Below are 26,674 nucleotides of genomic sequence, written 5' to 3' on the forward strand. Positions count from 1 at the left end.
TTATGAAAATCACTATTCAAGTAATGGTACCTCCCTATACTAACCAGGACCTGGACACGGCTCTCAACATTGCGGAAGCCTGTTTGGATCGTGGACATGAAGTCCGCCTGTTTCTCTTCTCTGATTCGATTTTATCCACCAACACCAAAGTTAAGCCAGTGCGCTCCGACCGCAATATTCCCGAGCGAATGCGCTTGCTTATTGAAGAGAAAAAGCTGCGTGTTGATATTTGCGGTATTTGCATGGAATACCGCGGTGTCCGGCCTGAAGATGCAATTTCTGGTGCAGCCCCAAGCGGTTTGCCCGAACTGGCAAGCCTGGTCGTCACCTCAGACCGTTTTGTTAATTTGATGGCCTAGGAGAGGTGAAATGAAAAAAATCCTTTTTGTCATTTACCAGGCGCCCTGTGGAACAATCTGGCCAAATGAAGGCTTTAGAACCGCTTTTGGAATGTACGGTGAGGATATTGAGCCTGAAGTGCTATTCATTGACCAGGGTGTTGTGTCCGTTGCCAAAGAGACTGAACCATCCAAGCTTGGACTTTTCTCATTGAAAATGGTTCAAAAATATATCAAAAAGTACGGCACAAAAGTGTTTGCGGAAAAGGAAAGTTTGGAGAAATTCAAAGTCAGAGAGCTCGACGAGAACTTCCAATCCGAAGTTATCTCTCGCCATCAGGCCAAAGAGATGATTCACAACTATGACTTTGTGATCTTCATGTGAGGCAAAAAATGCTTGTAATTATTAAATACGGAGCTGAAAATCCTGGCGAACGCTGGAAAATGGAAACAACAGATGAAAGCGATTCCATCGTTTTGATCCAGAATGGCGTCTTTTGGGCTATTTCCGAAGAGATTGACCCTTTTATAAACCATCGCAATATCTTTGCCCTCAAGCCAGACTTCATAGCACGGGGTTATCAAGAATCAGACTCAAAAGTGCCTTTAATCGACTATTCTGATCTTGTTGATTTAATCGAGAAGAACGAAAAATCGATGGGGTAATTCAACCTATGGATCAGGTTCAGGCATGAACACTGATTGACGGATAAAAAGGGGCTTCAACAAATCACTGTTGAGGCCCCTTTTTTGTACCATCGTCACATTGCCTGCTTAACGAAAAGCTTCTTTAGCTTTCATTTTCACGCAAGAGCTGAGGGATTTTTTCCAGGATCTGATCACGCACAGATCGAAATACCACCAGCACTTCTTCCTCACTGCCTACCGCTTTGGCTGGGTCTATAAATCCCATATGAACTTTCTTGCCCCTTCCCAACCACATCGGGCAGGTTTCGGCCGCATCATCACAAACTGTTACCACAAGGTCAAATTCAATATCCCGAAAATCGTCCACTGACTTTGAAAAACCGCGATGATCAATTCCGATTTCTCTTAGCACAAGCAGCGCATTGGGATGAATATAACCAGCTGGTTGTGTTCCCGCGCTTACCGCTTGCCAGATATCCGCCATCCGGTCATTCACAATCGCCTCAGCGATTTGAGACCGGCAGGAATTGCCAGTACACAAAAATAGAACTTTTTTCTTTTGATCCAAGTAAACCTCCCAGGATTTTTATTATCAAAGCCTATTCAATTAATACGCATAATTCAATCATCTACAAGCCGCTGCCGAAAGTTTTCTCTAAACGTTTACGCCAACCATAAAAAATAAACACCAATCAAGATCACAACCACACCACTCGCTTTTTCATAGATTTCTGAGAAGCGGCCCATTGCCCGTAGATTCTTGAGGATTCCCGCGAAAGTACCCGCTAAAATGATCGGCGCTCCCCGCCCCAACGAATAGATAAACAAAAGCACCGCTCCATAAAGCAGACCACTTCTTTGTGCCATTACATAAGTTAGAATAGCTGCCAACACCGGTGTCGCGCATTGAGATGCGACCAAACCCGAAACCAGCCCCAATAGAAATGCGCCATAAAGCCCTTTGGCTTTCACCTTTTCTCGCAAACCGCCAAACGAGGTCGGCAGGGAAAGTCGGACTACACCCAGCATCTGCAGGCCAATCAACAGACACACCGCGGCCACCAGGTAATACCATACCCGCGTGCCTCCCCCAATCAGCCCGCCAATCAAAGACGCCGCCACGCCCAATAACATGAATGTAACCGCGAGACCAACCGCAAAGACCAACGAGATTTGGAAAGCTGTCTTCCGAGGAACATATTGTGTCCCGCCAATATAACCAATAATCAGTGGGATCATGGCTACATTGCAAGGGCCAATGCTGGTAACGATGCCACCTAAAAACACCAGGAAATAACCAAGAATCGAAGTGGGTTGTAGAATCGTTGGATCCAGATTCATTATTCGCCACCTGCCAGAATCTGCAATTGCTCGCGCAGCTCTTCCGCCGACATCACACCCATAGCGACTTTGCCTTTGGCCTCCTGATCGATGAATATCTGTGTGGGGATGGAGTAAATCTGCGCTTTACGCAGTAAATCCTGGTTTTGGGGATCGTAAACATTTACATCCACCATCTTCACACGATCCTTAAATTCAGGAAACACATCATCAACAGTTTCCATCATCACAATGCAGGAATGGCAATTATCCGAGTGAAAAAACAGAAAAATCGGTTCTTTGTCTTCCAGATAAATATCCAATTGTTCTTCGGGCGACAAATTAGCAGCGGTATCTACTGGCGAAGATTGGTTTTTTAATACAAAAACCACCGCCACAACCAGAAGAATTCCTGCCAGAATCAACCAATTCTTCCAGCCCTTTTTCTGAAAAGTCGTTTGTTTTTGGTTTTCATTTGCCGACATTAATGGCTTCTCCTATTTTTCTTTCGAGTGCGATCTTTTTTGGGCTCCAAAGCAAATTGGATGCCGAAACGGGGCAGAAGCCAGCGATGAACAATCAAAATCAGAATTGCCGCACCAAATGCGATTCCAAACACAACCATCGAATCGGTTAAATCATTCATCACATCCGGGTTCACCAGCATCACTACCGCTAAAGCAAACATCAAAACCCCACCGATCAGTTTAAGAATTCGCCCGTGCTTTTCCTCCAGCTTGCTTGCACGCATCGTATAAACAGCCACAAAGAAAATGGCCATTTCATCCAATTGGTAAATGATTAAATAAACCAACAGCAGAAGAAGAAAAGTGATGATTGATGTATTTTGGGCAACCAAAAGGTTTGTCCACAACACCGGGAAGCCCGCCGTGCAAGAAAACTCAACCAGAGAGATGCCCGCGGCCAACACAACCGTTCCGCTAATGAGTCCCCAAACAGATTGGCTGTTATCCATTAACTTGCGAATACGCTGGAAGATTCCCGGCTTATTCTTATCTGCGATGGTAAATGAAATCCCTTCTTGATAGAAGAAATAGTCCTTAATATTCACCAACGCGAAGAACAAAGCCACCAACGCCACAACCACCTGAATCCAGGTAACAAAGCTCACCACGGTAAACATAGTGAACAACCCTGCGATAAACATGCCATATATGGCAGCGGTTACCGTCAGAAAAACAACACCGATCACAAAGACTTTTTTGCGAGATCCAGTGTGCAGAGTCAAAGCCAACAGCATGGTCAAAACCCACACTGAGCACGGGTTGAAACCATCTACAAAGGAGATCAATAGCGTGCTGACAAAAAGTGATTGTTTGGACAGGTCTACAGAACCAATCAGCGGTATTTTTATCGATTCACCGCTTTTTTTGGCGAGAGTCTCTTCTTGAACACCCTGGCTCCCTTGGCCCTCTCCACTTGATACGTCAGAGAAGATACCAACGCCAGCATCAGGGCAGCCTGTTTCCAGGCATAAATCCACTGAATTTTTGATTTCAGCTTCAATTTGATCATTAAATCCAACCCAATACTGTGTTCCCAAAAAAATGGTTGGCACACCCTGTGGTTGAAACCCAAAAGCGTTTGCCATCTCAGTAAATTTGACCTGATTTGCTTTATCGTTCCAGACTTCATAAAAGCGGGTCTCGATTAAATCTGAGCTCTGGTCAAGCTCACTTAAGAATGGTTTTGCCACCTCGCAATGCGGACATCCATCTCCCCAAAACAAATAAAGGATAGCCTTTCCCTGCTCCTCGGCTTGATTTTTTGATGCCGAATCATTTTGAGGCAGCATCGAAACTTCATTGTCCTCCGCGCAGTAGGTGTCACATTCAGGTATGGGAGTTTCTGTCGCCAAGTAATCAAACTCCTCGCACATGTGGCAGGCTTTCGGCGTTCGAGTTGGAACAGGGCTTGCCTGAGTTTCACCAACCGGGAATAGAAGAAGAACCACTAACACAAAGAGAATAACTGAAACTACAGAAATCGATTTTCGTGACATGCCACCTCTCCAAGACATCTCTATTCGTGAATGCTGCAAATATAATGAATCGGGGCAGGTTCAAATCTTAAGGAAACCACCCATTGTCATCAATCCAAATAAACGCTTCGGTTCTTACGGAAAAAAACCAAAACCCACAGCAATTTGGCGCGAAGAGACTACAATCATTTCGCCTGAGATAAAGATCAAAAACCAGCTGAATGATCAGCCAATTGTTAAATTGCGCCTCAAGTGATCAATCAACCATGGCATTCCACGAATCTCCATAAGACGCAGACTGATCTTCCTTATTAATCCTACTTGCACCTTGATCACGGTATCCAAAACGAACCAGAGGCCGCACTCCGAAATCATTATATTCGGTATTTCGAATAATCTCAATTATATATTGACAAACATCTGGCTTTTTACAAAAGACGCCAGGCGGTTTCTTAGTTTTCCGACATCTCGCACGTTGGAATTTTATACAAACGGTTACAAATAAATGGAAACCAGCAAAAATAAGCCTAAGGAGCGTATACCCCTTAGGCTTTCCGTTTATTCTATGAGATTACACACTCGACAAATCACCCAGCAATGATCAGTCTTTGAAGGCTGCTGGGATCGCTTCGCTGCTTGCTCCACGAAACTCAGTGTGCGCCTCTTTCGTTATGGCCAGGCCTTTCGAGAACCCCCCAATAATAATCGGTTTGAGCAAAATAAAGGCGGCCATCAATGCGGAATAAAGGGGCTGGGCGATCATACCTGATGTAAACAACAGATTCTCGCTAATAACGCTTGTACTGAACTTTGCCGTCAATCCAATCCCCATGACCACAGATAACCGTGACCCAAGCAGTTTTCTGAACAAGAGGTAAGACACAAGTGTTCTGGCCAGAACAGAAATCGCCATAATCGCCAGGATCAATAATGGGTAAGATAACAGTGCCGAGAAGGACATGCTCCCGCCAATACTCAGGAAGAAGAAGGGGCCCAAAAACATGTTGCCAACAAAAAAGATTGGCTTCTTATACTGCTCAACCACTTTTTCAGGGAACAAATGGTTGACAGAAATGCCCGCGAAAATTGCCGCGACAACCCCCAGGTTCTCAAACCCCAGCGTTCCAAAGTAAAGAAACGCAAAAAACACCATGAAAATCATAAAAGGCAGCACAAATGAATTACCTTGAACTTTCATCACCTGCTTCTGAACCAGTTTTCCCACTTTGGAAAGCAAAATAGTCGCCCCAATGATCGCGGCCAGAGAGATTACAATCCCGATTGCCCGATTCCATGCTTCACCTTGAGACGCGCTAACAGAAAATGCAGGCAGCGCAATAATAATGGACAGCACTAAAATCTCAAAAATGTCATCAAATACACCAATCCCTAAAGCCAGTTGGCCAAAACGAGTTTTTTCCAATCCAAATTCTTTAAGGATCGCCAGCAAGATCACTTCGCCAACTGTCCCAAACGCAATGCCACAAAGCAGCGCCACAAGAATTGAATGGCTGACAAAAACGGGGAATACAAAATATAACAGCGAGGCAATCAGCAAACCTTCTGTTAGCGTGAGTAGAACATTACCAGCAATAATATAGCCCCCCAGCTTGCGAATCTGGCTCAAATCCAAATCAAGACCTATTGTAAAAAGGAAAAAGAACATTCCAATTTTCGACAGGAAAAGAAATTCCTGGCTTTTCATTACATCAGTAAACAAACCAAAGGAAGATAAAATCATCCCAAATAGAACAGCGGTAAACATCCACGGCATTTTTAAATATTTATTAATGAAATATCCGAAAGTGATTACCACCAACGCAAGAACAGTGAACAGCAAAAAGATTTCCATGTTTACAACGCTCCATGTTCAATTTTTTTATACTTTGGGGCAGTATTTTTCTATCAATTCGCACACCCAAACAGTCTCAGGAGTTTGATTCAGATGGTAACAGACACTGCAACCCTCTTTTTTACAGGAAACCCAATCAATCGATCGTAAAAACATCAATTGTTGAGAAACATACGCCTGCCTGTGGCAGGTACATTGCATCAGTTCGCTGACACATACAGGTTTTTCAGCGAGAACAGCTAAAATTTTGATTCTTGTCGGATTACTCAGAACACGGAAGATTTTGGCGTGTTTCTCGTAATCCATAACAACCTCCTTTAGAAAATTGGTTGGGGAAATACCAATCCCAACCATCCAGAAATCGTTCAGAGGAATCTTCTGATCATGTCAAAGATTCCAACGTTTGATTGCGCGCCGCTTCAATCAGTTCCAATACGCAACCTTGCTCAGCATGCTTAACGGAAATTCCCGCTTGTAGTAAATACGCCAGAGACTCGGCATTTATTTTCCCGGTAATTAATATATCAACTTGCTCGGTTACCAGCTTAGCCGCCAGGGCAAGACCATCAAACTGTTCTGAATTCGTTTCAGAATTCATCCATGCTTCAAATTGATTATCATCATCTACTACGACCACCTGCAAACTGCGTTCAAAATCGGGATCGAGCCAGGCTCCTAAACCCGCTCCCCGCGCGGTTACCGCAATTTTCATCTACACCCTCTCGAATTATTCGAGGGAGGACTGCAATCCTCCCTCCATTATTTGACCAAAATCTCGTTATCCGCCAGCGATCATTTGCTTAATTGCGCCAACGGCCTGATCCGTATCCAGGTTACGGATATCTACCCCATGAATGCGTTGCTTATCGAAACCAGCGGCCTCCATCGCATCGCGAAACATTTTCACCTGCATGGTTGGGTCGCAAGCAGCCACATATAACTCATCCGTTGAATCACCCTTTAACAGTGTTGTCAGGAACACATCGCCATCTTTGGAACACAGCTGCGGGTGTATGGCAACATAGTCCACCAGCTTTTCCCGGCGGAGGGCATTACCAACTTCGAAAATATTCATTTGCTGAAAACTCGGGCAATTGCCCTGGCAAACACAAAGTAACAGCCCTTTGTTTGACATATTTCCTCCATCTAGTTGCCTACGTCCCCAAAAAAAGTAATGGCTCCTTCAGGGCAAATTTTTGCGCAACCCATACAAAATTCAACACAGTTTTCAGGGCGCTTTACGATGGGTATTTCGTTCCCATTTTCATAAACACCCTTCATGCAAAAGTCTACGCAAGTATTGCAGCCAATACATTTTTCCTTATCAATGATCGGATACCATCTTTCAGCCAAACTGACCTCCTTTTTGAAAAAATAACCTCAAAAAATCAACAGGCATACTGAGCAGTGTCTATGGTATTCACGAGCAATTACATTCAATTTTCTGAATGTTATTGTACATCGAACATGGCTGCTTTGCAAGAGAGATTCGAATATCTACATTCCGCTGATCTGGCTGAAACACCTTGGTTAGCTGTCAAATTGGTCATAGAAAGAAAGCAGCCGTTGGTTTCTTCCTACGGCTGCTCTCAAAACAATACACTTCAAAACACGCTAATTCAGATTTTCTGGGAGGCAGACTGCGTCTACAACCTTTTTTACTTCTTCGGCAGTCCATTCAAAAATATGGTTCTTCGTAATTCCCAACTCGGTAACAATGATTGATTGGGAAACAGTGATGCCGGCGTTTTCTAATGCTGTTTTTGCACAGGCAACCGGGCACCCATCAATCGCAATAGCACCACTGGCGCACTTTGCCGAGTCCACCATACCAGGAATTGGAGCGGCCACCCCGGCCAGACAGTAGATTCGAGCCAGATTCTGCTGATCCATTTCAATCGCCGCCGAGTTCGCAATTTGCCCCACATTCGAGCCACCTGAACAGGGAAAGACGAGCGCTGGTCCTTCGGTGCTCTGACAAGAACAACTGCAAGTACATTCAGTCATAATGATAGCCTCATTGTATTCAGTTTTAGAGTGATTTTATTGATATCTTTTACTCAGAAATTGCCAGGAATTGTTCAATCGCGTCCATTGCGTGCGCAGCATAGACGGATGCCGGCCCCCCACCCATCATGATTGCTACACTGATGGTCTCAATCAACTCTTCACGTGTTGCGCCTGCTTCAATCGCGTCATGCGTATGATACGCGATACAACCTTCACAGTGAACTGCAATGCCAATCGCAAGGGCCATTAGCTCTTTCGTTTTGGTATCCAAAGCACCGTTCTCAACCGTTTTTTTGTGCAAACGGGCGAACCCACTCATCGGGCCGGGCGCTTCGCTGCCCAATTGCTCCAATCGCTCGTTGGCATGTTGGTAAAGACCTACATAATCTGTCATAAGATGATTTCCCTCGGTAACGGGTTAACGCTACGGTAAGATTTCAATCGTCGGTTCAATGATGACTTCAGATTTTACTGAATTTGCCACCAGGCTGTATTTCCTGGCTGCCTGCAGCGCCCGCTGGGTTCTGGCTTCAACCACCGCGGGGTCTTCCGCGCCGGCAGAGATGCGAATCACCGGCCACAATCGCAGGTGGGTAAAGATCTCAGTTCGGTCCAATTCAATCAGCTTTGTTCCTTCCGCGCGGCATTCATAGCTTACCAGATTGAGTTTGAATCGTTCTGTTGCCCAAATAAACATCATCATAATGCAGGTATTGCCTGCGGCCACAAAGGCGTCTTCTGGGGTAAGCACACCAGGGTGTCCCTGCGCATCGGGTGGCGCAGAAAAATCCATCTCGGGGCCGTTACCCAATTGAATGTGCCCCCAATGCTCATTCTTCCATTGAACAGTGGTGTTGTAAACAGCAGTTCTACTCATTTGGATTGCTCCTCCTGGTTGGCACAAAATTCCTGATAGGCTTTTGTTAATGCCGTGTTCAGGTCAACTTCATTCGTGTGATCCAATGAATTGTAAATCTTTACCATATCCAATATTTTTCCAATTGCTTCCTCAGATGGCGCTTTGTGAACCTGGTAAATATTTTGGAAAATGAGCGGCAGCGCGACCAGGGTTTCCTTATGCCCATCCACCTGAATGGTCTGCACCGGGATGCCAGAACCGCACGAACAGGTCGCTTCTTTGCTTTCCACCGGTTCCACAACGGTTGCAGCTTCTTTGAACTCGCCCTTGCCCCGGCTCCAGGCTTTGCCCAGAAGATCATCTACCTGAGCAGCGATTTTTTCCGCAACCACTTCAGTGAGCTGCACGCCTGCCTCGTTAAGCTGGCGCAGGCCGCGTGGCTTCTCGAGACCTTCCTGCTCCATAATCTCGCTCACCACAATACTGGCGGCTGGCCGATTGGAGTATTTCTCCGTGCCGCGGTAAGCGCAGCGTTTCTCACACCCGTCCACCGCAATGGTTGGGTAAAACTTCGCAAAGGCGCGGTCTCCTTGACCACCCGCAAGAAACAGGGGTAAACAAATGGTTACCGTATCAGCAGGGCGTAATTGCTCCAGCACTTTCAAAGCTGCCAACCGGCTCACAGTTCCTTCGCACATTTCTTCGCCTGAACAGGCAATAATCCCTACTTTTTTCTGTGGAAGCTCAGGCATCTTGTGCTCCTTTCTGAACAATTTCGTCTACTACTTCACTAATTTCCTTGGCCAGCGCGGCCGCCAGTTTTTCTCCGTCCTCATTCAATGCCGCGATCCCTTGCGGTTTGAACTGTCGATATCGGCGGAAAACTTCCAAAACCGCGAAATCTTTTTCTACTTTTCCACCGGCTTCTTGCACCATTTTCGTAGCGCAGGCCAGCTTGCACCCATCAATGGTGATAGCGGGCATTTCTTTGAGCATTTCCTGATGTTCTTCATCACCCATCACCAATAATGCCAGCGGTACCAGTTGCGTATCTTCGGGGCGGTCGTCCTCAACCACCTGATAGGCTGCAACCCGGCTTACCGTACCAAACGCCTTGCCAATCCCGCTGCAGGGTACAATCGCGACCTTCTTATTTTCGCTCATAATTTCTTTGCTTCCTCTTCCGCTTCTGCTTTCATGATCACAAAATAAGCATCTGGCGCTAGAAGATGAACACTGTCTTCTTCCCAGTCGGTAACTTCTAGCTGGCAGAGCCATCCTTCTCCATACGGATCCTGGTTAATGGCTTCTGGTTCGGATTGCATTTTTGGATTGACCAGGTTAATTTTGCCATGAATAGGGCTGTGAATGACTGCGTCCACCTTGATGGTTTCAATGGATGCCACTTCGTCACCCGGCGTCACTTCAGTTCCCACCGGTTTTACATCGGCAAAGGCGATATCTCCGCTAAGCTGTTGAAGATAATCCGTCAAACCAACTTGAACTGAAGCGCCCTCTTTCTTCACCCAAACACCTTCACGACTATACAACCGATCGGTTGCTACTTTGAAAAAGAATTTATCGACTTGTGTTTCAAGATACTCCGGCATTTTTCCTCCAGTTATGTTTTTCACCTAATGATCTTGCTGTTCGTATGGCTAAAATTTCCTTAATATATTCAATATTACGAATATATAATACCACAAAAAAGGGCGAGGATCGTCCCCCCGCCCAAATATGAAAAATTAGGCGGCTTTCAACCATTCAGATACTTCAGCCACCGATGGGATGCGCCCGGCAGAAACCACTTTGTCATTCACAACCAAACCTGGAGTTGCCAGGATGGGGTATTTAAAAATTTCATCATGGTCAGTCACCTTGATGATCTCTGCTTCCAGGCGCAGATCTTCCACTGCTTGGCGGGCAATTGCTTCAAGTTTTTTACAATTGGCGCAACCAGACCCAAGAACTTTTATTTGGATCATAACGAACTCCTTGATCTTGTTTGGATGAGTTAATACATTCAATATTACGAATGTTATTTTACTCTTGAAAAGGGATTTTGACAATAGGATTAAAATCACATATCCACCAAGATTGACCCATTCCGATCATTTGTGGTGAATATGTGCAATTAGGAAACAAATATTTTATTTTCTGTAGGTGTCTCTTCCCGCCGGGAAGACTGCGTCACTCGCTCATCAATCTCCGGTGAAATAATATAGTGAGGGAATATGCTCAAAAAGCTGCTTAAAAACAGGACGGATGCGCTGGTATGCCCAGCCCGTCTGGATATTATTCAAACCGGGCTGCCCAAGAAAGTGCCTTATCAGCCGGTAGGCATCAATTCCGCCATCCGGGTCCGGAGATTTTCGGATCAGCTCCCAAATTTCTTTTTCCAGAGATTCGGGTGTAACATCCTGCAAAAATTGTTCAACAGCCTCAGCTAGCTCTTTATACATCCATCCTCACAAGGAATATGATATATTCAGTATATTGAATAATCTCAAAAATACAAGTGGTTTTTCCGCAAATGGATAATAAACGAAAAATAATTTCATCTGCTCAATTGACTGAATGGCTCCATACTGCCATTCATCTTCAATGCGCACCAGAGCATGAGTTTCTGCTCGAAGCCAGAGACGAAGAAATTGCCATTCCTTCGAAAAGCGCGCGTATCCATAAAATCTATATTGAACCTACCACCGCTTGCAACCTGGCGTGCAAAACTTGCATGCGCAATGCCTGGAGCACCAGCCAGGGAGTGATGAATCCTGCCACATTTGACCGTATTCTCGATTCAGTAAAACAACTCTCCCCACTTCCCAGCATCTTTTTCGGCGGGTATGGAGAGCCACTATCTCATCCGCACATACTGAAGATGATCGCATCTTTGCGAGACGTGGGAGCCAGAGTGGAGCTGATCACCAATGGGATTTTACTGGATGAAAAAATGAGCCAGGCCATGATTGAGCTGCGGGTGGACCGCATTTGGGTATCTTTGGATGGTGCCCGGCCAGAGAGTTACGGGGATGTTCGCGTTGCAAATGAGCTTCCCAGGTTGTTGAAAAATTTACAAACCCTTTGCACATTAAGGTTAAGAACTGGCCACCAACTGCCCAACCTGGGAATTGCGTTTGTCGCGATGAAGCGCAATATTGCCGATTTGCAAAATGTGGTGGATATTGGACGAAAATTTGGCGCGGATCATTTTTCCATCAGCCATGTTTTGGCCCACACTCACGAACTGAGCAAAGAAATTCTTTATGACAATATTTATATTGAATCGCTTCCGCCCTCCCAGTATTCTCCCCGAATTGACCTGCCGCGCATTCCTTTTTCAGAGCAATCCGGTGCTTTTCTTCAACCTTTCCAAAATGGGTACTCCTCTTTCACCGTGGGGAACCAGCAGATCAATTTTGGAGAAAACCACTGCCCATTTATTCATCGCGGAAGTGTTTCCATTCGTTGGGATGGAAAGGTAAGCCCTTGCTTACCTTTACTTCATCATCACCAGTATTACTTGGAGAACGAAATTCACCAATGCTACGAACATCTTGTTGGAGATATTGCAACCGACTCCCTCTCGGAAATTTGGCAGCAATCCCCTTACTCAGAGTTTCGCCGCAAAGTTCTAAAATTTGACTTCTCGCCATGCGTTTATTGCAACAGTTGCGATATGGCTTACGATAATTTGGAAGATTGCTTCGGCTCGGAGTTCCCCGCCTGCGGAAAATGCCTTTGGGCGCAAGGAATTATTCGCTGTCCGTAAAATTTGCGTTCATCGGCTTTTTTGGCAAAATCTGCAATCACACGCCCAGGTAGCCCATATTACTGGATTTGGCGAGCAGTCATTGCTGGTTAATGAAGCCTGGTTAAGACGAAAGCCAATGGATGAGGTAGAATTGATTAACAGGAAAAATTTACCACCCGGTTTCACTTCAACATTGGAGATCATAATATGTCGGCCAAAAGTGTAGAAAATCCCTTCGATTCAGCAGCGAAATTTTTTAAACTATTTTCTCACCCTGCCCGGCTTCAAATCTTAAATGAAATAAGCAAAGAAGAAGCCTGCGTATGCCATCTGGAAGCAATCCTTGGATATCGCCAAGCTTACATTTCACAACATTTAATGGCCTTGCGTGAAGCGGGTTTGATTCACGACCGCCGGGATGGATGGAATGTGTATTACCAGGTTTCTGACCCAAGGGTCAAAGAATTGATGGATCTGATCCATCTTCGTTTTTTGGATGATGATGATCTTCAGTCCTTAAGGAAAACGAAGATTTGCCATTGTCCTAAGTGTACCCATGAAACTTTGCCAGAAAAATGGATTCCGGAACACGAAAAGTAAAACCAAATAACCGTGGATACAAATCCGATTCGAGACTTCTCTGGTATGCTGGCTGTTGCATCAACAGCGCAGAACAGATGAAGATGGTTCTGGAAAAGGGTCTCAAAAACATGATCACCATCACGTTGGACCTGCTTGAAACAGAAAAAATAGACCTCATATCGGTGCACTGGTTTGACCACGCCCTTGAGACTAACCAAGCACCCATAACCAGTAAGGTTTGCGGTTGCAAATGTACACTCAAAGGCGCTGGAATACTCTGTTTTGATTCCTTTCCAACCTGAGCTCAATTTTTCACTTTATGGCCCAAATAGTACATCAAAAAAAACACAAGTAAACTTGTGATTGAGCTTGTGCTAATTGTGACAATCATCACATTGACAAAATACTCAGTCAGACATAAAATTACATTCACGATTATGAATATAAATCAAGAAGGAACCAACCCGTTTGCCCAACCAGCACAGTTATTAAAACTGCTTGCGCATCCAGCACGTTTGCAAATACTGGAGATTCTTCGAAACGGTGAAGAGTGCGTTTGCCATATGGAGGCACTATTAGGATACCGGCAAGCTTATCTCTCGCAACAGCTTGCAGTGCTTCGTGAAGCTGGCTTTCTCGAAGATCGCCGTGAGGGATGGAACATTTATTATCGGGTTGTTCGCCCTGAAGTTTTTTCGGTTTTGGCTGCTGTTTACGCGATGCTGGATGGCCCAAAGCAACAGCCCGTGTTTGAATTAAAAGGGGCTGTCTGTTCATGTCCTAAGTGTGAAGTTACGCAACACATCGCCAAAGGAGATCACATTGAATAACTTGAACGAACTTCTTAGGAGTATGACGTTTGATTTTTTCGGAAGTGGGAAGCACAAGATCGAAATGGAGGCGCTGCTCGCAATGCAAGATGCAGTCTTTCTGGACGTGAGATCGCGTCAGGAATACGAGTCGCTTCAGATTAGATTAGAACATCACATTCGAGTGCTATGGATTCCGATTGATGAGATCCCGGATCGTTATGCTGAGATCCCCCGTGATCAGACCGTTGGCATTTTTTGCTCAGCAGGCACCAGATCTACTATCGTGTACTTGTATCTACGCTCCCTCGGTTACGAGAACGTACGAATTGCCCCGAGCAATTACGATGCAATTACCAGCCAGCTAATGCCAGGAAAATTATATAAGGCAATTCAGCAATCGCAGAAATGACCAACGGAGATACAACACAATGAACACTTTCTATATAGTCGCCATCATTTTCGTTCTCACGGTAGTCATGATCATGAGTGGACGCGGCGGCGGCAACTTTTATGTGGCGGCGTTTGTCCTTTTGAGCGTTCCAATGCATACAGCTTCTACTACCAGCCAATTTGTTTTGTTAGCTAGTGCATTAGTGGGAGCTATTGTCTTTGGGAAGGCCAGAACGATGTCGTGGCCGCTGGCGATTTTCTTTGGTGGGCTGAATGCATCGATGGCCTTTGTCGGGGGGTTTGTGGCGCATTCTTTTGACGGCACACTGTTGAAGATCATCCTGTCCGTACTGTTGTTTGTTGCCGGCGTTGCAATGCTTTTTCCCGAAAAACAAGCACACAAGACAGCTGTTTCTCGCTTTGGGTATTGGAATATCCGAGAGGGTGATAACCTGTATGTGATCAATCTATGGGTGGCGGTGCCATTGACCTTGGCTACTGGTTTCTTCTCCGGAATGGTAGGAATTTCTGGGGGTTCGTTTCTTGTTCCGTTGATGGTAGTCGGGTGCGGCGTGCCAATGCGAACTGCTGTCGGTACAGCAACAGCCATGTTGGCGGCGACAGCCCTGACTGGTTTTACCGGCAACGCGCTGCATGGAGGTTTCGACCCGGCTCTGGCACTTCCATGTGGGGCGGTGGCAGTCATAGGAGGTCTGATCGGCAGCAAGATCGCGTTAAAAACAAAACCAAAAAGTTTGAAAACCATTTCTGGAATTCTTACGAACTTAGCTGCGATATTTATGCTGGTAAATACGATTTCAGGCAAATGACATGACGGTAGTTCTGGATTTGAGTGCAATTCACGAGGTGCTGCCTGACATTGGGTTGCAGCCGAAGTTGCTATGCTGCGCTCTGCAATGCGGTTGAATCCAACGAATACCCGCTGAACATTTCTCTCTTTTTTTGAAAAAACATATTCATTGAAACGAATGTAATGAAAGGAAATATTAAGTATGGTAAACATAAAAATTTTAGGGATGGGGTGTGCAAACTGTAAGCGGCTAGAAGCAGTGACGCGAAAAGTTGTTGAGAAGCTTGAAATTGAAGCGGAATTTGAAAAGGTGACGGAGATGGATCAGATTCTAAGTTATTCCATTCTTTCCACGCCTGGTTTGGTCATTAATGAAAAACTCTTCGCGGCAGGAAGAATCCCTAGCGAGAGTGAAATTACGGAATGGTTGAAGACAGCCTAAATTTTTTTGGATGATTGAGCGCAGTTCTTTTTTATTTGAATCACCGCATTCAAAAAATCTAATATGATAGAAAGGTTATTTTATGAATCCTACTCTGGAATATCTTGGAATGTTGCTCTGGTCTGGGTGGACCGGTTTGTTGGACTACCTGGCCGCGCATGTGCTGTTATGCCTGGTGCCGGCCTTTGTCATCGCCGGTTTTATGAGCTCGATGATCCCCAAAGAGGCCATTACGCGCTTTCTAGGGCCGAAAGCATCCAAATGGATTAGCTATCCGGCTTCAGCGTTTGGCGGGTTCATTCTGGCGGTTTGCTCGTGTACCATTTTGCCTCTCTTTGCGGGCATCTGGAAGCGCGGCGCAGGGTTGGGACCGGCCATCACCTTTTTATTTGTGGGCCCGGCCATCAATATTCTGGCAATTTCCTATACTGGTGCGGCTATCGGTTTTGATATCGCCGCTTCGCGCCTGATCCTCTCGATTGTGTTTGGTATTGTGATCGGTCTAATCATAGCTTGGGTCTTCCGCAAGGAAGAGAGCCAGCGCTCCGCAGACATGGCCGCCAATGGTTTATTTGACCAGCAAGTCAAAGTCAACCCGGCGGTGTGGGTGATGTTCGTGCTGCTGGTAGCGGTGTTAATTGTGGGAACGCTTCAGGTGGGTCTGCTGACCAATGTCTATGCCAGAATTACTCTTCCGTTTGATCTTCCTGAAGGGCTCATGAATTTATTCAGCTCCCTGAACATCACGCTGCAAGGCGCATTGTTAATCCTGATGCTGGTGGTGATTGGGGTCACCTCCTGGAAGGGATTTGAGAACATTTTTGAGGGTTTCACAAAATGGACCTATATTGCCATTGGGGTTATTGCAATGACGGTTCTGATTGCTGCCCCTAAGGAAGAAGTTGGCTCCATCATCATTGGTATCAACGGCCGTTTGATCGGCGAGGTAATCCTGTTGGCGGCCATCGCTTTTGTGGGCAGCCGTTCCTTCACCAAAGATGAACTGGGTGGTTGGATTTGGGAGACCTGGAAGTTCGTAAAGCAGATCTTCCCGCTGTTGATTGTGGGTGTGTTTGCTGCTGGTATTGTCAGAGTAATTATCCCGGAAGAGTGGGTGCGCACGATCGCGGGCCAAAATACCATCTGGGCCAACCTGGTAGGCGTGTTGTTTGGCGTGTTCATGTACTTCCCCACCCTGGTGGAAGTGCCGATTGCCAAGATGTTCCTGGACCTGGGCATGGCGCGCGGCCCGCTGCTGGCTTACCTGCTTTCAGACCCCGAGCTGTCTTTGCAGTCAATTCTGGTTCTGAACGGCGTGATGGGCAAGAAAAAGACGGCCATATATGTTGGATTGGTGGCTATTTTCAGCACTATGGCAGGCTACCTGTTTGGGGTGGTGTTGGCAGCGTTGTAAGTGGTGTTAATGAATGTTTCACAGCCCGCCGAGAGGCGGGTTGTCGTTTTAATATAAAGGCTGCCCGTGACATGCCCAGTAAAGTCTTTTCTGCCCGCATCACAGAAGGATTTTACGCAAATAATTCAAAGAAAGCTTGGCATTGCTCCATTCGTATCACAGCGCCATTTGATTGAGATATTTGACGTACATGGTAAACTTAATATCGAAAATGATCAACAGATTGTTGAGGTAACATGCCTTCTTTTTCTGCCACCGCTGCCGCCCACCCCAACATCGCATTCGCAAAATGGTCAATTGGTCACGATCACGATTACAGGAAAGATCATTCTTTCAAACCCACCTCAAAGTATTGTCACGTCTATCCGCTCAGAATAGAACCGGTCACAGAAATAACTTAGCCCGGTTTCTTATTCGGAAAAATCCCTCGGTACATATTTATAAGTCACATCGATCCGGGCGTGACCGAGCAATTCAGATACTTTAAGGCGTGCTTCTCGTTCATCCATGCCTTGTGCCAGACAATCTTGATATTTCTTTTGGGCGAAATTGGCCCGCAGCCGGTGAACTCCGCTGATCTCAATTCCAAGTGCGCGCGTGGCATCTCGCACTGTTCGCCGGAAGCCGGCACGCCAGGAAGCGCTGGGCGTAAACAAGTATTGTTTGGAGCAATTCAATTGATCGAGTAAATCTTCAGGAATTGGAACTTGCCGATAACGCCCGCCCTTTCCGGTGATGTGGAGCAGCTGCTGGCTTTGATCAATGTTTTCACCCTTCAAGCCGGCAATCTCGTCCTCCCGCAGACCACAGCGCAAAGCCAACTCGGCTGGTAACGCATACACGGATTTTTTGTCCTTCAAATATTTAACCACCCTCTCGGCATCTTCTGGCCTGTAACCAAACCTCGGCATCCTTACATCGCTATCATCGCGAAACGACTTGACCCACTCACGCAGTTCCGGGGTGATTGGGCAGGCATCTTTGGTCCAGCCAAGTTGGACACAGCCCAGGTGAACCTTTTCCAGCGCGGCCATCAGCTTATTCACCGTTCCCGGCGCGGCGTTGGCGTAGTGTTCTTCAAAAGTGGTCATGATGATGTCTGGATCCAGCAATTTGACCAACAAACCCTCGTCGGTAATGTCTTCAGCTCGTTTGAAAAATGAAGTGGCTGCTTGAAAGTAGGTCCGACGAGTATTGATTCCCAATATAACCGGTAAAGGCTGCGTGGGGTCACCACCAGGCCGCAGTGATTTTTTCACCGATGCCACACCATGTTCTGCCTGGAACTCTTTAATTTGCTCCTTATCCCAGGTAACTTTGGCCAGGGCATGATTGACCTGGTTGGAAATGGATGATAACGACAAGCTACACTTCCTCCGACGGCTTTCGATTGCGTTTCCAGCCGTTTCTAGTAACAAGAGGATTTTTTTGATGTGCCGTTGAGCCTTTCGTCGAGAGCTTCTCGACGTACATGCGAACAGGGTTCTTGCACTTCGCGATGCCGGCGACCCTGAACGCCCTGCCAGGCATCTGCGGACCTTGGTGTTCGCCTGTCCTTTTTCTAACAGGCAGGCAAGCGCAGGTCTTGCCTTCTTCCCCGTGCATGACTCTCGTTGAAAATAAAAACCTACGGTAGGGGGAACCAGCTCACGTTGAACTCCATGATTTGTCTTCAAGAAGACAAGATGTACTTTTACTTAACCATAAAAACACAGTTTATTTCAAGCACCCTCTTTTTAAGAAGATGAGCCGGATCCGCTTCCTCTGTTTATCCTGATACACTCTTCATTTGTAGCCCATTGTCCCTGAACTACTCACCATCCTGCGCTTCTCGGTGTCTATATTCCTCCACCCCGCTGGCTTCTTGTTCGCCATCCGTTCATCCAGCGCTTCTATCATCCCTTGGAACACCTCTTGGCCGACCAACAGCCCCAGCGTATGCGCGCTTTTTTCCACGGCCGTTCCAAACACTTTCTCCTCAATTTCCTTGGTCACACCATCCACTTTAATGGTTTAACTGATATGGACAGCTTCGTCTATCATCGAGAGTTCCTTTCTTTGTTGTTTGTGCCAACTTCAATATTGACTGGAGCTCTCTCTTTTTTCAACCCTCTTTATGGATTTTTGTGACTGTAACAAAGTAAAAAATCTATTTGACAGACAACTATGGATTTTCTATAATCTATTCATACAGTTTTAATGATCTTTAATGCTTCTTATCGATAAGGACCAAACATTTCATTGGTTGTACCTTTGAGACCTGCATTGATCGCTAAACCCTTTTTTTTCTGCTCCACTTCTTTGATTGTCAGACTCTCTGCTTGCATCCTGAGTTATCAGGTTGATAATGTAGTGCGCATGATCATAACTGAATTCATCTCAGCGAAATTTAGACAGGAGCCAGTGAATGCCAAACCCAGTTGTTACAATTAAAGATTTAAAGTATAGATACCGGGATCAGAAGCGTAACGCTCTGGATGATATCAATCTGGAGTTGAACGAAGGGGACTTTCTGGTGATCATGGGGCCGAGCGAGGCAGGAAAAAGCACGCTCGCGGCCACGTTTAACGGATTGGTGCCGCATTTCTTCAAAGGGAAATTTAAGGGGGATGTTCAGATCTTCGGCAGAAATACCCGCGATTTTACTGTGGCGGAAATGGCCAAAGATGTTGGAATGGTTTTTCAGGATTTTGAGGCGCAATTATTTTCTACGAATGTGGAGTTGGAAATTGCGTTTGGCCCCGAGAATTTTGGCGTGCCGCCAGCGGAGATTTCCCGGCGTATTGACGAGAACTTGAAGCTGGTTGGCCTGGAACAGATGAAGAACCGGCCGCCTTCCACGCTGTCGGGCGGGCAGAAGCAAAAATTGGCTATCGCCTCGGTGCTGGCCATGCAGCCGCGCGTGCTGGTGATGGACGAACCCACCACCGACCTCGACCCGATCAGTAAACTTGGTGTGTTCAAGATTGCAGATGAGCTTCGCAAGCGTGATGACCTTACCTTAATAGTGGTGGAACATGAGACAGAAGAAGCCATTCACGCCGGAAAGATCTTGCTGATTAAGGAAGGCATGCCTTTGATGTATGGCCCGGCTGCCGATGTGCTGCGCAACGTGGATTTAATGGAATCAAATGGAGTGATGCCGTTGGGTATCACTCTTTATTTTAAGCGCATGAACAGCGCTGACCTGCCGCTAACGGTGGAAGAAGGTTTTGAGACCTTCCAGCGCAAGAATTGGAAAATCTCCAGCGAGCGCTACCAGAAATTAATTGAAGCTGATCAGGCACGTGTGCAGGCGCACAAAGAGCCACTCATCACCTGCAAGGGACTTGAGCATACTTATCCCAACGGGTTCAAAGCGCTGCGCGGTATGAATCTGGAGATTAATCGCGGTGAAATTGTGGCGATTGTGGGTCAGAACGGCAGTGGAAAAACCACGCTGGTCAAGCATTTCAACGGTCTGTTTATGCCCACTGCCGGAGAGATTAAAGTAGACGGGAAACCCACCCGCGAGCAGGGCGTGTTTGAACTGGGCAAGAAGGTGGGGTATGTTTTTCAGAATCCAGACCACCAGATTTTCTCGGACACGGTTTTTGAAGAGGTGGCCTATTCACTGAAGCTGCGCGGCGCAGACGAGGAATTGATCAAACAGCGTGTGGCAGAAGCCCTGGAAGCCGTGGGTCTGGTGGGGTTTGAAAAAGAAGATCCCTTCGCGCTGACCAAAAGCGGCCGGCAGCGGGTGGCAGTGGCGGCGGTGCTGGCGGCCAAACCCGATGTATTGATTTTGGATGAACCGACCACCGGCCTGGATTATGCCGAGCAGCGCAGCATGATGGAGCTGGTGAAACACCTCAACCAGGAAGGCAGCACGATCATCTTTGTTACCCATCACATGTGGGTGGTGGCCGAGTATGCCCACCGTGTCTATGTGGTGAAAGATGGTTTGATCATGCTTGAAGGCACCCCGCGAGAAGTGTTCGCCCATGAAGAAGAATTAAACGATGCGTTCTTGCGTCCACCACACCTGGTGAGCCTGTCGAACCGCTTGGGGAAAACGATGTTGAACGTAGACGAAATGGTTGAGTGCACATTAACGGATGGAGAGGAAGCCTAATGGATCAGGAAATTTATCTCGATCGGAAAACATTTTTCCACAAATTGGACCCGCGCACCAAGATTGTGATCCTACTGGTGGCGTTTGTGTTGATCCTGTATTTTGAAAATCCATTGTGGGTTCTGCCATTGACGTTGCTCATTTTGCTGCATGGATATTTTTCCGAGAGTCTGGTCAATCTAAAACGCATCCGTTTGATCATGATTATTCTGACCATTTCCAGCATGATCCTCTGGTCATTCTTTTCCAATGGAGTAACTCCTTTTGTGTGGGTGATTGAGCTGGAAGCGTTTCAATTCGCGATGGCCAGAACGATGGTAATGCTGTCGCTGATCACCGAAGGGATGATTTTCCTCAGCACAACGCGCACCGAAGAATTTGTGCTGGGCATGATCCGTTTTGGTTTGCCATATCGAGTGGGGTTTGCCATCTCGACGGCGTTTCGCATGGTGCCGACGATTGTGAGCAATGTGTTTATCATTGCGCAGGCGCAGCGCAGCCGTGGTTTAGATCTGGACAGCGGAAATCTGCTGCAGCGCATCCGCAAGTATATTCCTTTGCTCATCCCCGTGTTTGTTTCCACGATTCGCAATACCAATGTGTTTGGTATGGCCCTGGAAGCCAAAGGATTTGGCGCGCAGAATGACCGCACCAATTATTACTCGTCTGAGTTTGGAAAAGGCGATTATATCGTGATGTTGGTAATGGGTGTGCTTTTCGCGGTAACGACGTACTTAAAGATAATGGGTTTTGGGGGCATTCCCGGCCTGACCAAGTTTTAGAGGAGATGAGCAATGCTTTCTGCGATTATTGGCGGAACGGGCGTTTACGGTATTCCGGGGGGCGTGTTTACAGAAGAAATTATGGTGACCCCCTTTGGCAAAGCCAAAGTGTATCGTGGGGAAGGCGAATATGCTGACCTGGTCTTTTTGGCGCGGCATGGAGTCAATCACTCGGTGCCGCCGCACAAAATTAATTACAAAGCCAACATTAAAGCGTTAAGTATGCTGGGCGTAAAAAATGTGCTGGCAACCTTCGCGGTGGGGTCGCTGCGCGAAAGCGTGCCGCCGCTGGGCCTGGTGGCGCTGGACCAGTTTTTGGATTTCACCAGCGGCAGAGATTTCACCTTTTATGAAGGCGGCAAGTGGGGTTTTGATCACTGCGTGATGACCCACCCTTACTGCACGAGTCTGCGCAAACGCCTGCTGGAAGTGGCAAAAGAAAAGGCGCTTCCGATCCAATCGGCGGGGACGTATGTATGCACCAATGGCCCGCGCCTGGAAACGGCGGCGGAAGTGCGGATGTACGCGCAGTTGGGCGGCGATGTGGTGGGCATGACCGGCGTTCCTGAAGCGCCCCTGGCGCGCGAGCTGGGCTTGCACTACGCGGCGGTGGCTTTCTCAATCAACTGGTGCGCGGGGTTGAAGAGTGAAGTGATGGAGATGCACGAAGACGGTTTGGAAGCGCTCAAGGCTTCGATTTTGGACCTGTTCATCACCACACTGCGAAGCGTGCAGATTTCGGGCTGTGAGTGTGAACACGCTTCATTAGGCTATCATCCTCCCGTGGAAGAAGAAGAATAAAGACCCCAACCTGGTATTTATAAAGGAGGTGGAACCGAAAAAAGAATAAACCTATTATTTGCTGTTGTTTATTCATCATTGTTTGAGTCAAAAAATTGGAGGAAACTATGCGAGAAGTATTTAGAATGTGGAAGTACACACGGATGATCATCCTTGTGGCGCTTTCCGCGGCGATTTATGCGGCAGTGTTGATTCCTTTCAAGGCCGGCATCCCCTTGATCCCCGGCATTACTGAAGTGCGCCCGGCCAATGTTTTCCCGGTGATCTTTGGTTTGATGTTTGGCCCGGCGGGAGCCTGGGGCGCGGCGATTGGTAACACAATCGGCGACCTGTTTGGCGGCTCTCTCGGTTGGGGCAGCCTGTTTGGCTTCATTGGCAACTTCTACCTGGGTTTTATCGCCTATAAACTGTGGGGCGCCCTGGGTCTGGTTCCCAAGGACGATATGTCGCAGAATGTGAACAAATGGTCCAAACTGCTGGCCTATTTGATCATCACGGTCGTGGCCGCGGCCGCCTGCGGTGTCATCATCGCCTGGTACCTGGATATAATCAAACTGGTTCCCTTTGCTTTCCTGGCGGTAACGATCACGTTGAACAATGCCGCAGCCGAAATTCTGCTTGGCCCACCACTCCTTCTGCTGCTGTACCCGCGCGTGAAGAAATGGGGTCTGATCTGGACCGACATCATGGACAAAGAAGACGTGGCCCCCGGTTTTGCCCGCCACATTGGCGCGCTGCTGATGGCTGTGGGTGCGTTGGGTGGTTTGGGTGTTGGCCTGGGCATCTCCACCGGCCTGTATGGTCAGCAAATTTTGGGCTTCACCGGCACGCAGGGTGAGGTTGGCGTGTGGGCAGGCGTTGCCCCGTTCCTGGCGCTGATTGTATTGGCGAGCCTGATGCTCTCTGGCCGCGAGCAGTTTGTTGAGGAAGCAGAAGACATTTAGTCTTTCCTGTTCTTCTGATGCGTGAGGTTTAACAAACCACCTGCCCCTCGCTGTCACCTGACGGTGGGGGGCAGGCTATAAAGGTAAAAAACTGTAAGAGGGTGAGGATTTTATGGGCGAAGCGGTAGATATTCTTGTGGTGGGCGGAGAGGTTTTGACCCAGAACGCGGCGCGCGAGCGGATCAAGGATGGGGCTGTGGCGATTCGCGAATCCAAAATTATCGCGGTGGGCAGCCGGAATGACCTGATGGCGCGCTTTGAAGCTAAAGAAGTGGTGGATGCCAGCGGAAAAGTGGTGCTGCCCGGATTGGTGAATGCCCACACGCACGCAGCTATGACCCTCTTCCGTGGGATCGCAGATGACATTCCTCTGGAGCCCTGGCTGCAGAAGATCTGGCCGCTGGAGAAAAAATACGCGGACGCGCCTAATGTGGCGTTAGGATCAGAGCTGGCCTTCGCTGAGATGGTTCGCGGCGGCACCACCACGGCCGCCGATATGTATTGGCATTATCAGGCCGCAGCGCAAGCGGCTAAAAAAGTTGGTTTTCGCCTGTTTACGGGCATTGGCGCGATTGATGTTTTGGATAATGAGAGCAAGGACTCGCTGGAAAGAAGAACCCGCGAATTTTTAGAAGAATATAAAAAGGATGAATTGATCCGGCCGTGTGTGCAGGTGCATGCTACCTACACCGTCAGCCGTGAGACCTTATTATTGGTGAAACGCATTGTGGAGGAGTATGGAGCTGTGTTTGTAACACATGCTTCAGAAACCCGTGTTGAAGTTGAAGACGTTACCCAGAAAACGGGCAAGACCCCCATCCATTATTTGGAAGAGCTGGGGCTGCTGGGACGGCGCACGCTGCTGGCGCACGGCGTTCACCTCACTGATGAAGAGATTCGCTTGCTGGCAGAGCGTAAAGTGTCCATCGCGCACTGCCCATCTTCCAACCTGAAACTGGGGTCGGGAATTGCCCGGGTGGCAGACCTGCTGGCGGCTGGCGTGAATATGGCGATTGGCACGGACGGCAGCGCGTCGAATAACGATTTGGATATGTTTGAAGAGATGCACCTGACCGCGCTGGTGCAGAAGGGGATGAAGAACGACCCCACCGTGCTGCCGGCCGAGCAGGTGCTGTACATGGCAACGATGGGTGGCGCTATCGCGTTGAATATGGATGATGAAATTGGCTCGCTGGAGGCTGGCAAACGCGCCGATTTGATTTTAGTGGGGTTTGAAGGGCTGCATGTAACCCCGGTGTATGACGCGGTCTCCCATCTGGTGTTTGCCACTAAATCCGCGGATGTTGAGGCGGTCATGATCAACGGACGCTGGGTGATGCGCGACCAGACCCTGCTGACGATGGATGAAGCGCAATTGAAAGCGGATACGCGGCGCCTGTGCGCTAAGATGCGCGCCGGAGAATAGGTTAATCCTCGCGGGTGAGGCGCAGGATGATCTCTTTTTTATGTGGGTAGCGCTGAAACAGCTCATCTCGTGAGGCGAGGATAAAATCTTCTTGCGACCACCCCGGCGCCATCGTGGTGCCGATGAGGGAATACTGCCCGCCCGGCAGCACGAGCGATCCCTGCCAGACGCCGCGGGGAACCACATATTGAACATGCTGTCCTTCGCTCAGGTTATGCCCCAGCAGAATGGTTTGTGACTGACCGTTGGGGTAAAGCAGGTGTAATTCCAGCGGATCTCCCAGGTAGAAGTGAAAGACTTCGTCGGTGGGCAGGGTGTGAAAGGCCGAAAAGCTGTCTGGCTCGTTGGTGAGTAAATAATAGATGGCGGTGCTGATGGGCTTGGCCTCGGGCGGGTAGCGCGAGGGCAGGCAGGCGGGTGAAAGGATATCGGAGGAGCGATACGATTGGCGGTATAAACCACCTTCGAGGGGCAGCGGTTCAAGGCCGAGGATGTCTTTAATCGTCTGTGCGTTCATCGTTCCTCCAAAGTAATGGTGAATTGTTGCGATTATAGCTGGAAAATACCCCAGATTGTAGGAAAATGTGATGGCTGACGATCATTTTGTAGATTTCACAGGAAAAACGGTGCTGGTGACGGGCGCTAGCGCTGGGTTGGGCCGGGCAGTCGCTGTGCGGTTCGCGCAATACCATGCCAGGGTGGGGGTGCATTACCACACCAACCGGTCTGGCGCGGAGGAAACGGCGCGGTTGATTGAAGCACTGGACGGCGAGTGTGTGCTGCTGCAGGCGGATTTAAGTCAGGAATCCGGGGTGCAGGCCATGTTCGTCGAGCTGAAAGCAAAGGCGGAGCGGCTGGATGTGCTGATCAACAACGCGGGAATCTATCCTTCCAAGCCGTTGATGGAAATCAGCGGTGAGGAGTGGGACGCGATGATGGCGGCTAATCTGCGCAGTGTGTTTTTATGCACGCGCCAGGCCGCGGAGTGGATGCAGACGCGCGGGGGTGGAGCGGTTGTTAACATAGCTTCGATTGAGGCCTTTATGCCGGCGCGCCAGCACGCGCATTACTGCGCGTCGAAGGCAGGGGTGTTGATGCTGACGCGCAGCGCGGCGCTGGAGTTGGGGCCGGCGGGAATCCGGGTAAACGCGGTCTCGCCGGGACTGATTCACCGTGAGGGGATTGAAGAAAACTGGCCTGAAGGGGTAGAACGCTGGCTGAAGGCCTGCCCGCTGGGGCGGATGGGCGCGCCCGAGGAAGTGGCCGACATGTGCCTGTTTTTGGCTTCAGAGCGGGCGAGTTGGATCAGCGGCGCGAATCTGGTGGCAGACGGTGGAATGGCTGTGACAGGGGCTGGTTAAGGTAAGCTTTTA

Annotated in this window: 36 protein-coding genes; 16 read left to right on the top strand and 20 right to left on the bottom strand. The window is 48.1% G+C overall.

All coding sequences use genetic code 11. From position 1 onward, the window contains the following. The first annotated feature begins 2 nt into the window (after positions 1-2). Genes ADN00_RS18305 through tusB form a run of 3 tightly spaced genes read left to right on the top strand, consistent with a single transcriptional unit; the run spans position 3 to position 1,004 of the window. Positions 3-359, top strand: coding sequence for a DsrE/DsrF/TusD sulfur relay family protein (locus ADN00_RS18305; protein WP_075064453.1), 357 nt, complete (start codon positions 3-5; stop codon positions 357-359). 10 nt (positions 360-369) lie between these two features. After that, a complete protein-coding gene (locus ADN00_RS18310) occupies positions 370-723 on the top strand; it encodes a DsrE family protein (protein WP_075064454.1) in 354 nt (117 codons plus the stop codon). Positions 724-731: 8 nt separating this feature from the next. Further along, complete coding sequence (gene tusB, locus ADN00_RS18315; protein WP_075064455.1) at positions 732-1,004, top strand: sulfurtransferase complex subunit TusB; 273 nt, start codon at positions 732-734, stop codon at positions 1,002-1,004. Positions 1,005-1,128: 124 nt separating this feature from the next. Here tusB and ADN00_RS18320 read toward each other — a convergent pair whose 3' ends face one another. The 17 genes from ADN00_RS18320 to ADN00_RS18405 all read right to left on the bottom strand — a co-directional run bounded on the left by ADN00_RS18320 (position 1,129) and on the right by ADN00_RS18405 (position 11,491). After that, positions 1,129-1,554: an arsenate reductase ArsC gene (locus ADN00_RS18320; RefSeq protein WP_075064456.1), complete on the bottom strand. Its 426-nt coding sequence runs from the start codon at positions 1,552-1,554 to the stop codon at positions 1,129-1,131. 95 nt (positions 1,555-1,649) lie between these two features. Then, the gene (locus ADN00_RS18325) at positions 1,650-2,327 is read right to left on the bottom strand and encodes a cytochrome c biogenesis CcdA family protein (protein ID WP_075064457.1); all 678 of its coding nucleotides are present in this window, start codon (positions 2,325-2,327) and stop codon (positions 1,650-1,652) included. Further along, positions 2,327-2,791 (bottom strand): thioredoxin fold domain-containing protein, encoded by a 465-nt coding sequence (locus ADN00_RS18330; protein ID WP_075064458.1) that lies wholly within the window; start codon positions 2,789-2,791, stop codon positions 2,327-2,329. The genes ADN00_RS18325 and ADN00_RS18330 overlap by 1 nt, the downstream gene beginning before the upstream one ends. Continuing rightward, entirely contained in the window at positions 2,791-4,329 is a 1,539-nt protein-coding gene (locus ADN00_RS18335; RefSeq protein WP_152966420.1) for a hypothetical protein, read from the bottom strand. The genes ADN00_RS18330 and ADN00_RS18335 overlap by 1 nt, the downstream gene beginning before the upstream one ends. A 580-nt stretch (positions 4,330-4,909) precedes the next feature. Continuing rightward, a complete protein-coding gene (locus tag ADN00_RS18345) occupies positions 4,910-6,160 on the bottom strand; it encodes a cation:proton antiporter (RefSeq protein ID WP_075064461.1) in 1,251 nt (416 codons plus the stop codon). A gap of 27 nt (positions 6,161-6,187) precedes the next feature. After that, a complete protein-coding gene (locus ADN00_RS18350; protein ID WP_075064462.1) occupies positions 6,188-6,466 on the bottom strand; it encodes an ArsR/SmtB family transcription factor in 279 nt (92 codons plus the stop codon). Positions 6,467-6,542: 76 nt separating this feature from the next. Beyond that, complete coding sequence (locus ADN00_RS18355; RefSeq protein ID WP_075064463.1) at positions 6,543-6,872, bottom strand: NifB/NifX family molybdenum-iron cluster-binding protein; 330 nt, start codon at positions 6,870-6,872, stop codon at positions 6,543-6,545. Between the two features lie 66 nt (positions 6,873-6,938). Beyond that, positions 6,939-7,295, bottom strand: coding sequence for a heterodisulfide reductase subunit A-like protein (locus ADN00_RS18360; protein ID WP_075064464.1), 357 nt, complete (start codon positions 7,293-7,295; stop codon positions 6,939-6,941). 11 nt (positions 7,296-7,306) lie between these two features. Then, the gene (locus ADN00_RS20645) at positions 7,307-7,513 is read right to left on the bottom strand and encodes a 4Fe-4S dicluster domain-containing protein (protein WP_075064465.1); all 207 of its coding nucleotides are present in this window, start codon (positions 7,511-7,513) and stop codon (positions 7,307-7,309) included. A 261-nt stretch (positions 7,514-7,774) separates the two neighbouring features. Further along, a complete protein-coding gene (locus ADN00_RS18370; protein WP_075064466.1) occupies positions 7,775-8,167 on the bottom strand; it encodes a putative zinc-binding protein in 393 nt (130 codons plus the stop codon). A 49-nt stretch (positions 8,168-8,216) separates the two neighbouring features. After that, positions 8,217-8,564: a carboxymuconolactone decarboxylase family protein gene (locus ADN00_RS18375; RefSeq protein ID WP_075064467.1), complete on the bottom strand. Its 348-nt coding sequence runs from the start codon at positions 8,562-8,564 to the stop codon at positions 8,217-8,219. Positions 8,565-8,594: 30 nt separating this feature from the next. After that, positions 8,595-9,047 (bottom strand): OsmC family protein, encoded by a 453-nt coding sequence (locus tag ADN00_RS18380; RefSeq protein ID WP_075064468.1) that lies wholly within the window; start codon positions 9,045-9,047, stop codon positions 8,595-8,597. After that, positions 9,044-9,781, bottom strand: a complete 738-nt coding sequence (locus ADN00_RS18385) for a putative zinc-binding protein (RefSeq protein WP_075064469.1) — start codon at positions 9,779-9,781, stop codon at positions 9,044-9,046. Before ADN00_RS18385 ends, ADN00_RS18380 begins: the two co-directional genes overlap by 4 nt. Further along, positions 9,774-10,193, bottom strand: coding sequence for a putative zinc-binding protein (locus ADN00_RS18390; RefSeq protein ID WP_075064470.1), 420 nt, complete (start codon positions 10,191-10,193; stop codon positions 9,774-9,776). The genes ADN00_RS18385 and ADN00_RS18390 overlap by 8 nt, the downstream gene beginning before the upstream one ends. Then, the gene (locus tag ADN00_RS18395; protein WP_075064471.1) at positions 10,190-10,639 is read right to left on the bottom strand and encodes a glycine cleavage system protein H; all 450 of its coding nucleotides are present in this window, start codon (positions 10,637-10,639) and stop codon (positions 10,190-10,192) included. The genes ADN00_RS18390 and ADN00_RS18395 overlap by 4 nt, the downstream gene beginning before the upstream one ends. 135 nt (positions 10,640-10,774) lie before the next feature. Next, positions 10,775-11,014, bottom strand: coding sequence for a thioredoxin family protein (locus ADN00_RS18400; protein WP_075064472.1), 240 nt, complete (start codon positions 11,012-11,014; stop codon positions 10,775-10,777). 216 nt (positions 11,015-11,230) lie between these two features. Further along, positions 11,231-11,491 (bottom strand): hypothetical protein, encoded by a 261-nt coding sequence (locus ADN00_RS18405; RefSeq protein ID WP_075064473.1) that lies wholly within the window; start codon positions 11,489-11,491, stop codon positions 11,231-11,233. A 71-nt stretch (positions 11,492-11,562) separates the two neighbouring features. On the opposite strand from ADN00_RS18405, the gene ADN00_RS18410 reads away from it, so the two are divergent. From ADN00_RS18410 to ADN00_RS18445, 7 genes are all read left to right on the top strand, one after another. After that, positions 11,563-12,801, top strand: coding sequence for a radical SAM protein (locus ADN00_RS18410; protein ID WP_075064474.1), 1,239 nt, complete (start codon positions 11,563-11,565; stop codon positions 12,799-12,801). A 189-nt stretch (positions 12,802-12,990) separates the two neighbouring features. Then, positions 12,991-13,383 carry an ArsR/SmtB family transcription factor gene (locus tag ADN00_RS18415; protein ID WP_075064475.1) on the top strand — a complete coding sequence of 131 codons (393 nt, stop codon included), beginning with the start codon at positions 12,991-12,993 and terminating at the stop codon, positions 13,381-13,383. Between the two features lie 362 nt (positions 13,384-13,745). After that, on the top strand, positions 13,746-14,195 hold the full coding sequence (locus ADN00_RS18425; RefSeq protein ID WP_236691542.1) for an ArsR/SmtB family transcription factor: 450 nt from the start codon (positions 13,746-13,748) through the stop codon (positions 14,193-14,195). After that, the gene (locus ADN00_RS18430; RefSeq protein WP_075064477.1) at positions 14,188-14,586 is read left to right on the top strand and encodes a rhodanese-like domain-containing protein; all 399 of its coding nucleotides are present in this window, start codon (positions 14,188-14,190) and stop codon (positions 14,584-14,586) included. The genes ADN00_RS18425 and ADN00_RS18430 overlap by 8 nt, the downstream gene beginning before the upstream one ends. 19 nt (positions 14,587-14,605) lie before the next feature. Further along, entirely contained in the window at positions 14,606-15,397 is a 792-nt protein-coding gene (locus ADN00_RS18435; RefSeq protein ID WP_075064478.1) for a sulfite exporter TauE/SafE family protein, read from the top strand. Between the two features lie 183 nt (positions 15,398-15,580). Further along, positions 15,581-15,820 carry a thioredoxin family protein gene (locus ADN00_RS18440; RefSeq protein WP_075064479.1) on the top strand — a complete coding sequence of 80 codons (240 nt, stop codon included), beginning with the start codon at positions 15,581-15,583 and terminating at the stop codon, positions 15,818-15,820. A gap of 82 nt (positions 15,821-15,902) precedes the next feature. Next, entirely contained in the window at positions 15,903-17,234 is a 1,332-nt protein-coding gene (locus tag ADN00_RS18445) for a permease (RefSeq protein ID WP_075064480.1), read from the top strand. 410 nt (positions 17,235-17,644) lie between these two features. Here the strand turns inward: ADN00_RS18445 and ADN00_RS18450 are convergent, their stop codons facing one another. Then, positions 17,645-18,598 (bottom strand): tyrosine-type recombinase/integrase, encoded by a 954-nt coding sequence (locus tag ADN00_RS18450; RefSeq protein WP_075064481.1) that lies wholly within the window; start codon positions 18,596-18,598, stop codon positions 17,645-17,647. A gap of 421 nt (positions 18,599-19,019) precedes the next feature. Then, positions 19,020-19,229, bottom strand: a complete 210-nt coding sequence (locus ADN00_RS18460; protein ID WP_075064483.1) for a hypothetical protein — start codon at positions 19,227-19,229, stop codon at positions 19,020-19,022. Positions 19,230-19,641: 412 nt separating this feature from the next. On the opposite strand from ADN00_RS18460, the gene ADN00_RS18465 reads away from it, so the two are divergent. The 5 genes from ADN00_RS18465 to ADN00_RS18485 all read left to right on the top strand — a co-directional run bounded on the left by ADN00_RS18465 (position 19,642) and on the right by ADN00_RS18485 (position 25,301). Continuing rightward, positions 19,642-21,348 carry an ABC transporter ATP-binding protein gene (locus tag ADN00_RS18465; RefSeq protein ID WP_075064484.1) on the top strand — a complete coding sequence of 569 codons (1,707 nt, stop codon included), beginning with the start codon at positions 19,642-19,644 and terminating at the stop codon, positions 21,346-21,348. After that, complete coding sequence (locus ADN00_RS18470; RefSeq protein ID WP_075064485.1) at positions 21,348-22,130, top strand: energy-coupling factor transporter transmembrane component T family protein; 783 nt, start codon at positions 21,348-21,350, stop codon at positions 22,128-22,130. Before ADN00_RS18465 ends, ADN00_RS18470 begins: the two co-directional genes overlap by 1 nt. A gap of 12 nt (positions 22,131-22,142) precedes the next feature. Next, positions 22,143-22,931: an MTAP family purine nucleoside phosphorylase gene (locus ADN00_RS18475; protein ID WP_075064486.1), complete on the top strand. Its 789-nt coding sequence runs from the start codon at positions 22,143-22,145 to the stop codon at positions 22,929-22,931. Positions 22,932-23,038: 107 nt separating this feature from the next. Then, complete coding sequence (locus ADN00_RS18480) at positions 23,039-23,875, top strand: QueT transporter family protein (RefSeq protein ID WP_075064487.1); 837 nt, start codon at positions 23,039-23,041, stop codon at positions 23,873-23,875. Between the two features lie 112 nt (positions 23,876-23,987). After that, positions 23,988-25,301, top strand: a complete 1,314-nt coding sequence (locus ADN00_RS18485; RefSeq protein WP_075064488.1) for an amidohydrolase family protein — start codon at positions 23,988-23,990, stop codon at positions 25,299-25,301. Between the two features lies 1 nt (position 25,302). Here the strand turns inward: ADN00_RS18485 and ADN00_RS18490 are convergent, their stop codons facing one another. Then, entirely contained in the window at positions 25,303-25,818 is a 516-nt protein-coding gene (locus ADN00_RS18490; RefSeq protein ID WP_075064489.1) for a cupin domain-containing protein, read from the bottom strand. A gap of 70 nt (positions 25,819-25,888) precedes the next feature. Here ADN00_RS18490 and ADN00_RS18495 point away from each other — a divergent pair, with 70 nt between their 5' ends. After that, positions 25,889-26,662 carry an SDR family NAD(P)-dependent oxidoreductase gene (locus tag ADN00_RS18495; RefSeq protein WP_075064490.1) on the top strand — a complete coding sequence of 258 codons (774 nt, stop codon included), beginning with the start codon at positions 25,889-25,891 and terminating at the stop codon, positions 26,660-26,662. The last annotated feature ends 12 nt before the right edge of the window (positions 26,663-26,674 follow it).

The organism is Ornatilinea apprima (assembly GCF_001306115.1).
Classification (GTDB): domain Bacteria; phylum Chloroflexota; class Anaerolineae; order Anaerolineales; family Anaerolineaceae; genus Ornatilinea; species Ornatilinea apprima.

What these genes read in the sequence shown, in the direction of transcription:
- ADN00_RS18310 (WP_075064454.1), top strand. Translation starts at nt 370, where the DNA reads ATGAAAAAAATCCTTTTTGTCATTTACCAGGCGCCCTGTGGAACAATC.
- tusB (WP_075064455.1), top strand. Translation starts at nt 732, where the DNA reads ATGCTTGTAATTATTAAATACGGAGCTGAAAATCCTGGCGAACGCTGG.
- ADN00_RS18380 (WP_075064468.1), bottom strand. Translation starts at nt 9,047, where the DNA reads ATGAGTAGAACTGCTGTTTACAACACCACTGTTCAATGGAAGAATGAG.
- ADN00_RS18390 (WP_075064470.1), bottom strand. Translation starts at nt 10,193, where the DNA reads ATGAGCGAAAATAAGAAGGTCGCGATTGTACCCTGCAGCGGGATTGGC.
- ADN00_RS18445 (WP_075064480.1), top strand. Translation starts at nt 15,903, where the DNA reads ATGAATCCTACTCTGGAATATCTTGGAATGTTGCTCTGGTCTGGGTGG.
- ADN00_RS18435 (WP_075064478.1), top strand. Translation starts at nt 14,606, where the DNA reads ATGAACACTTTCTATATAGTCGCCATCATTTTCGTTCTCACGGTAGTC.
- ADN00_RS18475 (WP_075064486.1), top strand. Translation starts at nt 22,143, where the DNA reads ATGCTTTCTGCGATTATTGGCGGAACGGGCGTTTACGGTATTCCGGGG.
- ADN00_RS18465 (WP_075064484.1), top strand. Translation starts at nt 19,642, where the DNA reads ATGCCAAACCCAGTTGTTACAATTAAAGATTTAAAGTATAGATACCGG.
- ADN00_RS18410 (WP_075064474.1), top strand. Translation starts at nt 11,563, where the DNA reads ATGGATAATAAACGAAAAATAATTTCATCTGCTCAATTGACTGAATGG.
- ADN00_RS18480 (WP_075064487.1), top strand. Translation starts at nt 23,039, where the DNA reads ATGCGAGAAGTATTTAGAATGTGGAAGTACACACGGATGATCATCCTT.
- ADN00_RS18485 (WP_075064488.1), top strand. Translation starts at nt 23,988, where the DNA reads ATGGGCGAAGCGGTAGATATTCTTGTGGTGGGCGGAGAGGTTTTGACC.
- ADN00_RS18385 (WP_075064469.1), bottom strand. Translation starts at nt 9,781, where the DNA reads ATGCCTGAGCTTCCACAGAAAAAAGTAGGGATTATTGCCTGTTCAGGC.
- ADN00_RS18415 (WP_075064475.1), top strand. Translation starts at nt 12,991, where the DNA reads ATGTCGGCCAAAAGTGTAGAAAATCCCTTCGATTCAGCAGCGAAATTT.
- ADN00_RS18495 (WP_075064490.1), top strand. Translation starts at nt 25,889, where the DNA reads ATGGCTGACGATCATTTTGTAGATTTCACAGGAAAAACGGTGCTGGTG.
- ADN00_RS18490 (WP_075064489.1), bottom strand. Translation starts at nt 25,818, where the DNA reads ATGAACGCACAGACGATTAAAGACATCCTCGGCCTTGAACCGCTGCCC.
- ADN00_RS18360 (WP_075064464.1), bottom strand. Translation starts at nt 7,295, where the DNA reads ATGTCAAACAAAGGGCTGTTACTTTGTGTTTGCCAGGGCAATTGCCCG.
- ADN00_RS18405 (WP_075064473.1), bottom strand. Translation starts at nt 11,491, where the DNA reads ATGTATAAAGAGCTAGCTGAGGCTGTTGAACAATTTTTGCAGGATGTT.
- ADN00_RS18345 (WP_075064461.1), bottom strand. Translation starts at nt 6,160, where the DNA reads ATGGAAATCTTTTTGCTGTTCACTGTTCTTGCGTTGGTGGTAATCACT.
- ADN00_RS18370 (WP_075064466.1), bottom strand. Translation starts at nt 8,167, where the DNA reads ATGACTGAATGTACTTGCAGTTGTTCTTGTCAGAGCACCGAAGGACCA.
- ADN00_RS18440 (WP_075064479.1), top strand. Translation starts at nt 15,581, where the DNA reads ATGGTAAACATAAAAATTTTAGGGATGGGGTGTGCAAACTGTAAGCGG.
- ADN00_RS18395 (WP_075064471.1), bottom strand. Translation starts at nt 10,639, where the DNA reads ATGCCGGAGTATCTTGAAACACAAGTCGATAAATTCTTTTTCAAAGTA.
- ADN00_RS18355 (WP_075064463.1), bottom strand. Translation starts at nt 6,872, where the DNA reads ATGAAAATTGCGGTAACCGCGCGGGGAGCGGGTTTAGGAGCCTGGCTC.
- ADN00_RS18400 (WP_075064472.1), bottom strand. Translation starts at nt 11,014, where the DNA reads ATGATCCAAATAAAAGTTCTTGGGTCTGGTTGCGCCAATTGTAAAAAA.
- ADN00_RS18330 (WP_075064458.1), bottom strand. Translation starts at nt 2,791, where the DNA reads ATGTCGGCAAATGAAAACCAAAAACAAACGACTTTTCAGAAAAAGGGC.
- ADN00_RS18335 (WP_152966420.1), bottom strand. Translation starts at nt 4,329, where the DNA reads ATGTCACGAAAATCGATTTCTGTAGTTTCAGTTATTCTCTTTGTGTTA.
- ADN00_RS18350 (WP_075064462.1), bottom strand. Translation starts at nt 6,466, where the DNA reads ATGGATTACGAGAAACACGCCAAAATCTTCCGTGTTCTGAGTAATCCG.
- ADN00_RS18470 (WP_075064485.1), top strand. Translation starts at nt 21,348, where the DNA reads ATGGATCAGGAAATTTATCTCGATCGGAAAACATTTTTCCACAAATTG.
- ADN00_RS18305 (WP_075064453.1), top strand. Translation starts at nt 3, where the DNA reads ATGAAAATCACTATTCAAGTAATGGTACCTCCCTATACTAACCAGGAC.
- ADN00_RS18375 (WP_075064467.1), bottom strand. Translation starts at nt 8,564, where the DNA reads ATGACAGATTATGTAGGTCTTTACCAACATGCCAACGAGCGATTGGAG.
- ADN00_RS18325 (WP_075064457.1), bottom strand. Translation starts at nt 2,327, where the DNA reads ATGAATCTGGATCCAACGATTCTACAACCCACTTCGATTCTTGGTTAT.